Annotated in this window: 7 protein-coding genes; 5 read left to right on the top strand and 2 right to left on the bottom strand. The window is 46.1% G+C overall.

What is annotated here, in order from left to right:
* Window positions 1-133: 133 nt before the first annotated feature.
* Window positions 134-1,510 (bottom strand): peroxiredoxin family protein, encoded by a 1,377-nt coding sequence (locus tag ACIQ6T_RS01155; RefSeq protein WP_395783368.1) that lies wholly within the window; start codon window positions 1,508-1,510, stop codon window positions 134-136.
* 85 nt (window positions 1,511-1,595) lie between these two features.
* Here ACIQ6T_RS01155 and ACIQ6T_RS01150 point away from each other — a divergent pair, with 85 nt between their 5' ends.
* Window positions 1,596-1,850, top strand: coding sequence for a type II toxin-antitoxin system HicB family antitoxin (locus ACIQ6T_RS01150; RefSeq protein WP_395783366.1), 255 nt, complete (start codon window positions 1,596-1,598; stop codon window positions 1,848-1,850).
* Between the two features lie 118 nt (window positions 1,851-1,968).
* Here ACIQ6T_RS01150 and rnr read toward each other — a convergent pair whose 3' ends face one another.
* Window positions 1,969-4,215, bottom strand: coding sequence for a ribonuclease R (gene rnr, locus ACIQ6T_RS01145; protein ID WP_395783364.1), 2,247 nt, complete (start codon window positions 4,213-4,215; stop codon window positions 1,969-1,971).
* 79 nt (window positions 4,216-4,294) lie between these two features.
* On the opposite strand from rnr, the gene ACIQ6T_RS01140 reads away from it, so the two are divergent.
* From ACIQ6T_RS01140 to thrC, 4 genes are read left to right on the top strand one after another with little or no spacing between them, the layout of a single operon-like run.
* Window positions 4,295-5,296 (top strand): M28 family peptidase, encoded by a 1,002-nt coding sequence (locus tag ACIQ6T_RS01140; protein ID WP_395783362.1) that lies wholly within the window; start codon window positions 4,295-4,297, stop codon window positions 5,294-5,296.
* Entirely contained in the window at window positions 5,296-6,375 is a 1,080-nt protein-coding gene (gcvT, locus tag ACIQ6T_RS01135; RefSeq protein WP_395783360.1) for a glycine cleavage system aminomethyltransferase GcvT, read from the top strand. Before ACIQ6T_RS01140 ends, gcvT begins: the two co-directional genes overlap by 1 nt.
* Complete coding sequence (locus tag ACIQ6T_RS01130) at window positions 6,375-7,088, top strand: 2-phosphosulfolactate phosphatase (RefSeq protein WP_395783358.1); 714 nt, start codon at window positions 6,375-6,377, stop codon at window positions 7,086-7,088. Before gcvT ends, ACIQ6T_RS01130 begins: the two co-directional genes overlap by 1 nt.
* Window positions 7,075-8,379 (top strand): threonine synthase, encoded by a 1,305-nt coding sequence (gene thrC, locus ACIQ6T_RS01125; RefSeq protein ID WP_395783356.1) that lies wholly within the window; start codon window positions 7,075-7,077, stop codon window positions 8,377-8,379. The genes ACIQ6T_RS01130 and thrC overlap by 14 nt, the downstream gene beginning before the upstream one ends.
* Window positions 8,380-8,454: the final 75 nt, after the last annotated feature.

The raw sequence follows: 8,454 nt of genomic DNA, 5'->3' as shown, positions 1-8,454 counted from the left end.
TGAATCTAAATGGAATGAGCCCAGTGGGATACCGAGCTCATTATGTCAAATCTATTGTTTAATTTTGTCCAATAAAATGGGTGCACCTCATACTTCGCGTCTTTTTTATTTTTAGACGCGAGGTATCGCGTCTCTACATTTTTTGCTTTGCCCCAAAAAACTTCCGAATCGTCACCGCTCCCAATTTTTTCCCGACGATATTTCCTTGCTTGTCCAATAAGTAAAAAACAGGATTGGAGAGCGCATCGTAGACTAAGCGCTCCTTCGTGATGCCAGGCATGGTCACGTGTGCGTAGTTTTCATTGAGATTGTATTTGGCAATGAATTCTTTCCAAGTGGCATCAGGTACACCGGGCTCATTACAAATCGCATAGCGCCCAATCTTCAATTGAAGCACTGATTCAGCCATTTTGAGCACTTTTTCAACCTCGGGTACCTCCTTTTGGCAATGCTCGCAGGTGGGTGCGTAAAACACCAAAAGCGTATAATCGTAGTCTTTAGCAAAGCTGTGTAAATCCACCGACTTACCCGTGGTATCCGCCAAATTCAACGCGGGACTCAACTGGTTTAGTGGCAAACCACTCAAACCATCTAGCTCCTGCAGGAATTCCATTTTGCGTTTTTCGGGTAAGAATTTACAGCCAGATTGTTTGACATAACGCGTTAAAAAGTAGACATATCCCTCCGTATTGTTCTGGATGTTCCGATTTTTCATTAATCGGGCGAAGAAATCAAACGCATACGGATAGGCTTTCGCATCGCAGTTGAATTTTCCCAATACCAAATCCATGCCCACCTGCATCGAGTCCGCCTGCAAAGGATAATAGCTCATATACTCCGTGAGCGTCGCTTTAAAATTAGGGGTAAACAGATATTTAGGATTGTTGAACGGGATTTCATTTAGAAAAGCGGCTCGTTTGGCATAATTTTTTCGATCTGGAATGGAGCGGTCTAATGCGTTCAAGGATTTAAAATGAATCGACAAAGCGTCCGTTGGCTTCAAGCGTTTCAATGCCTGGGTGCGGAATTTGGTCAGACTGTCCGACTTCATTTTGAAAAATGCTGCGCGTTCAGAATAGGAGAATTTCCTTCCGTTCGCCTGTTCCTTTTTGTATAAGGTGTCGATAAATGCCAACGACCTTTCCATCCGTTGGTATTCAAAAAACAACTTATTTTTCTTGTCTTTCGTCTGAATCGACGCTAGATAATCGGGGCCTGAAAGACTCACTGAAAGTGAATCGTTGTTGTCTAAACAGATCCAAATTTTAGATTTTGTTTTGGGGAAATAGAGAAAACCAATGCCCCCGATGATGGCTTTTTTGCTGACTTTCCATCCTGATTTTCTTAGGGAGATGGTGTCTTTAGGCACATAATTTTGATCGTCGTAAACGCTTGTGCGCACATAGACAATCGAGTCGGCCGTATTTTTTGCCGTGACTTTAATTCGAAATTGAGCCTTTGATGTTAGCGAAATGAAGGTGGCCAACAAGAGTAGGAGGAAGTATTTCATTTAGCAAAGGTAAAAAAAAGTTGTCAGTGGTCAGTCGTCAGTTGTCAGTAGTCAGTCGTCAGTTATCCCAAATTTCAGTCAAAATATGACTAACTATCAGATTATCAGTTATTTATGCGTAAACTTGTTTTTAAAAATGACCATGGCCGGAGAAGTTATTACCTATCAAGTAGTTGTTGAAAAATCAGAAACAGGATTTTCGGCCTTAGTAAGCGAACTACCTGTATTCACGACAGGGTCAACCCTTCAAGAAATAGAGGACAATATTCAAGAGGCTTTGCAATTTTATTTGGAAGGAAGTCCAAAATTTGAAATCAAGTTAGTTGTCAGTGGTCAGTAGTCAGTTGTCAGCGGTCAGTCGTCAGTGGACAGTAGTCCGTAGTCAGGAGCAATGATTTGAAATTAATAACAAAAAACTGATTACAGACCACTGATTACAGATTACTGACCACTGTCACCTACCTCCTCCTCTTTCCCCTCGGAATTACTTTCGAATTCCGCGCACTGCCGCGCGGCATGTCGCGTTTGCGCTCGCGATTATTCGCATAACCATTCGAATTCCGCATCCCAATCATCTCCAAATCAATCGTCCGCTTCGCTAAATTCGTACTACGAACCTTTACTTTGACCTTGTCGCCAAACGTGAAAACACGTCCGTTCGACTTACCCACAATCCGGTAATTCTCCTTATCTAAATCGTAAAAATCATCATTCAAATCCACCATCCGCACTAATCCCTCACACGACGTATCCCCAATCTCCACAAACAAACCAAACTCCGTCACGCCCGTAATAATTCCATCAAACTCTTGCGGCTCATGCAAACTCATGTACTCGACCTGCTTGTATTTGATCGATGCGCGCTCTGCATCCGCCGCTAATTTTTCGCGATCTGAACTGTGCTTGCATTGAATCTCCAACGGCGCACGCTGTGGCGACTCGCCACCATCCAAATAATGCTGCAACAAACGATGCGTCATCACATCCGGGTACCGACGAATCGGACTCGTGAAGTGTGAATAAAACGGAAACGCGAGGCCAAAGTGCCCAACTGCATCGGTACTGTAACGGGCTTTGGACATCGTCCGAACCGCCAAACTCTGCAACACATGTTCCTCGCCTTTGCCCTCAATCGCCTCCATCAAGGCATTAAATGAATGACTCACCTGCTTCGGCTCCGTCGTCACTTGATACCCAAATTTCTTCGCAAAGGTTGAAAATACACGTAATTTTTCCGGATCCGGCGCCTCATGCACGCGATACACCATCGTGTTTCGTGGATCCGTTTGACGCATCTCATGGACGAAAGTGGCCACCTTTTTATTCGCCAAAAGCATATATTCCTCAATCAATTTATGTGCATCTTTTCGAATTCGAGGATGCACGGCGATTGGCTTGCCAGCTTCGTCCAACTCAAACCGAACCTCCGCCGTTTCAAAATTTACCGAGCCCGTTTTGAAACGAGCCTCGCGTAAAATATGTGCAAACTGATTTAAATGTTTGATAATTGGCTCATACGAATCGGTCACCTCGCCCGTATGTTCAATCAATTCTTGGGCTTGCTCGTAGGCAAACCGACGGTCCGAATGGATGACGGTCCGACCGAACCACTCTTTGACCACTGCTCCTTTTTCATTGAATTCGAAAATGGCGGAGAAGGTTAATTTGTCCTCGTTTGGCCGTAATGAACATAAACCATTCGATAATTTCTCGGGTAACATCGGCACCACGCGGTCCACTAAATACACCGATGTCGCACGCTTATACGCCTCTTGATCTAAAATACTGCCCGGCTTCACATAATGTGACACGTCGGCAATGTGTACCCCAATCTCCGTATTCCCATTTTTCAATACCTGATAACTGATGGCATCATCGAAATCCTTGGCATCAATCGGGTCAATGGTAAAGGTCAATATCTTGCGCAAATCCTTACGCTTCTTAATTTCATCCTTCGGAATCGTCACAGAAATCGCATCTGCGGCGTCTTCCACCGCCTCCGGAAACTCATAGGGCAAGCCGTATTCGGCCAAAATCGAGTGCATCTCTGTCTCATTTTCGCCCGCCTTGCCTAAGACTTTAACCACACGACCTTCGGCTTTTTTACCGGGAGTGGCCCAACGTAACACTTCCACAATCACTTTATCTAAGTGATTCGCGCCCATCGTCTCGTAGCGATTGACATAAATATCTTCGTAAATTTTCTTCGAATCTGGGATCAAAAACGAATATCCAGGCGTCACTTGTAGGACACCCACGAGCTCCGCAGAACGGCGTTCTAAGATTTCTACGACCTCACCTTCCGGGCGATCCTGTTTTTTATTCGATGATTTACGCGCTTGAACGCGAACCCGATCCCCGTCTTTGGCATCATATAAATCCTGGGTCGAAACCCAAATATCTTTCTCGGCATCATCGCGCACAATAAATGCAAAACGCGCATTGACATGATCCACACGGCCTTCCACCATAAATGAATCTGTATCCACCCGCACATTTCCATCCGCCTGTTTCAGTAAGCGGCCCTCACGCACCAAGCGTGAGACAACGTCCGAATAAATTTCCTTGGTCTTGCGATCGCGAATCGCGAACGCCTTGTGTAATTGATTAACTGAAAACGAACGATCATCGTTCAATTCCAAATATTCGATAATCTCTTGTTGAAGATTGTTGATAAACTTCTCCTCTTTTGGGCTAATTCCCATAATTTTTTTCTATTAAAGCGCAAGGTACATAACCTTGACAGCGTTTCAAATCTTAACTCCTTATTTGTATCTTTGCCGGATGAATCGCTCCCGCATCGCGTTATTTTTATTGGTCATCTTCGTACTAACCGGTGGTTATTACGGATACCAATCTCTCCAAACAGGCTCCCAAGAAACCGTTTCTACGGCTACTTTAGTTCCCACACCCGACTTTGCCGCGGATTCCGCCTATGCATTTATTGCCAAACAAGTCGCATTTGGGCCACGTGTTCCCAATTCGCCCGCTCAAAAAGCCTGTGGCGATTGGCTTGTGACCAAAATGAAATCCTACGGATTAACCGTAACTACCCAAGAATTTTCAGCCAATCGCTATGATGGTAAAGCCCTTAAAGGCACCAATATTTTTGCTTCATTTAATCCTTCCGCGGCGAAACGGATTTTGTTGGCGGCGCACTGGGATTCGAGGAGCATTGCCGACAAAGACCAAGTCCGTAAGGATGAACCGATCGACGCGGCGAATGACGGCGCGTCTGGTGTGGGTGTGATGATTGAAATTGCCCGCGTGCTAGCCGAGACAAAAAACAAGCCTAATGTAGGTGTGGACTTTGTGTTTTTCGATCTAGAGGATCATGGTGAACCGCACGATTCTCCGGCTGGAAATCCAGCGAGCTGGGCATTAGGTTCGCAGTATTGGTCGGCAAATATTATCCCTGCCGGCTACCGTCCTTACTATGGAATCTTACTAGATATGGTGGGCGCAAAAGGTGCCAAATTCCCCCATGAAGGTACGTCCATGCAATATGCACCCGGGCTTGTTCGCTCGATTTGGTCTACAGCTTCAGACTTGGGATACAGTGACTTGTTTTTAGACGCGGATGCTTTTGGCATTTCCGACGACCATACGGCGGTGAATGAAGTGGCGAAAATTCAAATGATTGACATCATCGACTTACGTCCGGTGAATGGCGGATTTGAATTCGGTTCTTACCACCACACGCATCAAGATAATTTAGCGAATATCGATAAATCCACGTTGAAAGCCGTGGGCCAAACCCTTTTACAAGTTTTATACCGCGAATAATGGAAGAATTGTTGCAAGTACATTTGAATGATACGCATGTGGCGTTGGGTGCGAAAATGGTGCCTTTTGCGGGTTTTAACATGCCTGTTTTATACACGAATTTGATCGAAGAGCATCATTGCGTACGGAATAATGTGGGCGTTTTTGACGTGAGCCACATGGGGGAATTTTTCCTAAGCGGCGAAAAAGCATTGGATTTGATTCAATATGTGACTTCAAATGATGCCTCGAAATTAGTCGACGGCAAGGTGCAATATTCATGTTTGCCAAACGCAACGGGCGGTATCGTGGATGATTTATTGGTCTATAAAATTCGCGATAACGAATATTTATTGGTCGTGAATGCGTCCAACATTGAGAAGGATTGGAACTGGATTTCATCGCATAATACGTTTGGGGTGAATATGGTGAATGCGAGCGCCGACTACAGTTTGTTTGCGGTTCAAGGACCGAAAGCATCGGGTGTATTGCAACGGTTAACCGCGGTCGACTTAGCTTCGATGCCCTACTATACCTTCAAAATAGGCCAAATGGCTGGTTTTGAGGATGTCATCATCTCGAATACCGGCTATACGGGAGCGGGTGGTTTTGAAATATATGTCAAAAACGAAAATGCCTTAGCCATGTGGAACGCGATTTTCACAGCGGGTGCTTCTGAAGGCATTTTGCCTGTTGGCCTAGGCGCACGCGATACGCTCCGCACAGAAAAAGGCTATTGCTTATATGGCCACGACATAGACGATACGACTTCGCCGATTGAGGCAGGTTTGGGTTGGATTACGTCGTTCAACAAAGATTTTATCATGAAGGATCACCATGCGGCGATTAAAGCGGCGGGGCCTTCGAAGAAATTAGTGGGTTTTGAAATGATTGATCGTGGGATTCCACGCCAACATTACCCCATCTTGAATGCAGCGGGTGACGTGATTGGAGAAGTAACTTCGGGAACGCAATCGCCGACGCTCTCGAAAGGAATCGGGATGGGCTATGTGTCCACGGCACATACGGATTCAGAAATTTTCATTTCGATTCGTGACAAAGCCGTGAAAGCAGCTATCGTGAAAATGCCCTTTTTATAATGAAGAAAATTGACGTCTGCTTATCGCCGGATTTGATTCATCTGTATGACCTGAAAGGTCAGGCGGTGGTTGTGGTGGATATTTTTCGGGCAACATCCTGCATGGTGACGGCATTTGCGCACGGAGCAGCGGAGATTTTACCGGTTGAGGACGTCGAATTGTGTGCTTCCTATGGAGCAAAAGGATATTTAACAGCGGCAGAGCGAAATGGCTTGACTCCGGCTGGATTTGATTTTGATAATTCGCCCTTCTCTTACCAGGTCGAACGTGTAAAAGGTGCCAAAATCTGTGTCACAACGACAAACGGCACGGTTGCGCTGCGTCGATCTGCTTCGGCGGCACGCGTTTATGCAGGCGCATTTTTGAACATTTCACGCGTGAAAGATGCGCTTCGTGCGTGGAACGGCGATGCCTTAATCGTCTGTGCAGGATGGAAAGGCAAACCAAATTTGGAGGACACCTTGTTTGCCGGAGCGTTGATTGACATGTTACACGGCGAATTTGCGGTGGCGGACGATGCGGCCTTGATGGCTTGGAAACAATATAATCTGGCGTCCAATGATTTGTTGACAGCCGTGAAAAATTCTTCACACGTCAACCGCCTTTTGGGCTTAGGAATAGAAAAAGATATTGCCTTTTGTTTGGAAATGGATCGCTACAGCGTCCTTCCATACTTGGTAAATGATGCATTGAGAATAGATGAAACTATATAGTACCCAACACGAAAGTCCAGATGTAAGCTTAGATGAGGCGATTTTTCGCGGTCTTCCGCCCGATAATGGCTTGTATATGCCGCATGAGATTTTACCCATGCCAACTGCCTTTTTCGAGACGATACACACCTTGAGCTTGCCGGAAATCGCGGTTGCGGTGTGTAAACATTTGCTTGGGGATGAGTTGACGGATTCGGAAATTGAGGGAATTATCGAGCGTTCCATGACGTTCGAGGCTCCCGTGGTGGAGTTAGAGCCGAGCGTAGGGGTGTTGGAGTTGTTTCATGGCCCGTCGATGGCCTTTAAGGATTTTGGTGCACGTTTTATGGCGGCGATCATGTCGCATTATTTGTTAAAGTCGGCGCGGGAAATTCGGATTTTGGTGGCGACATCGGGGGATACGGGTGGTGCGGTGGCGCAGGGATTTTACAATACGCCGGGGATTTCGGTGACGATTTTATATCCGAGTGGGAAGGTATCTGATATTCAGGAAAAGCAATTAACGACGTTGGGTGGCAATGTGACTGCTTTGGAAATTGACGGAACCTTTGATGATTGCCAAAGACTTGTAAAACAGGCATTTTTGGACGCCGACCTCCGGGCTGCATTTGAACTAGCCTCTGCGAATTCCATCAACATTGCCCGTTTAATTCCACAATCCTTTTATTATTTCGCGGCCTACGGGGAGGCGCGCCGCAAGGGCGTCACTAAGCCAATTGTATTCTGTGTGCCTTCGGGGAATTTTGGTAATATTTCGGCGGGCTTGATGGCCTATCGCATGGGCTTGCCGGTACATGACTTTATTGCGGCGTGTAATGAAAATCACCCGGTGCCAGATTATTTGGCCACGGGCAATTACGCTCCTTCGCCATCGGTCGAGACCTTGTCAAACGCGATGGATGTGGGGGCTCCGTCCAACTTTATTCGGATGAAAATTTTGGCGGGGGACGAATGGAAAGCGGTACGAGATCGCATGAAAGGATATTTCACCTCGGACGAAAAGACGCAGGCTACGATGCTGGATGTGTTTGAACGTACCGGTTATATTATGTGTCCGCACACGGCGGTGGGTTACGATGGGCTGTCGCAATACATGGATGAATATGACGATGATGTCTATGGCATTATTTTAGCTACGGCTCATTATGCTAAATTTTTGCCAACCGTAGAATCGACCCTTGGCTGCACCGTGGATGTCCCAGAACGCCTCGCTTCCTTATTGCATCTGCAAAAAAAATCCATCCCCATGGGGACGGATTTCGAAGGATTAAAGAAATATTTATTGGGGTAAAAGTGGTGCGGGTTCGTCTTTGGCAAGAATGCCACGAGTCTTTGCCTAAGCTTCAAGCTTAGGCAAAGTTTGCCC

The organism is Aquirufa sp. (genome assembly GCF_044377215.1).
Classification (GTDB): domain Bacteria; phylum Bacteroidota; class Bacteroidia; order Cytophagales; family Spirosomataceae; genus Aquirufa.
This window is presented reverse-complemented; position numbering and strand designations above follow the sequence as displayed.

Coding starts and splice junctions, on each gene's coding strand:
- ACIQ6T_RS01155 (WP_395783368.1), bottom strand. CDS start 1,510: ATGAAATACTTCCTCCTACTCTTGTTGGCCACCTTCATTTCGCTAACA.
- ACIQ6T_RS01150 (WP_395783366.1), top strand. CDS start 1,596: ATGACTAACTATCAGATTATCAGTTATTTATGCGTAAACTTGTTTTTA.
- rnr (WP_395783364.1), bottom strand. CDS start 4,215: ATGGGAATTAGCCCAAAAGAGGAGAAGTTTATCAACAATCTTCAACAA.
- ACIQ6T_RS01140 (WP_395783362.1), top strand. CDS start 4,295: ATGAATCGCTCCCGCATCGCGTTATTTTTATTGGTCATCTTCGTACTA.
- gcvT (WP_395783360.1), top strand. CDS start 5,296: ATGGAAGAATTGTTGCAAGTACATTTGAATGATACGCATGTGGCGTTG.
- ACIQ6T_RS01130 (WP_395783358.1), top strand. CDS start 6,375: ATGAAGAAAATTGACGTCTGCTTATCGCCGGATTTGATTCATCTGTAT.
- thrC (WP_395783356.1), top strand. CDS start 7,075: ATGAAACTATATAGTACCCAACACGAAAGTCCAGATGTAAGCTTAGAT.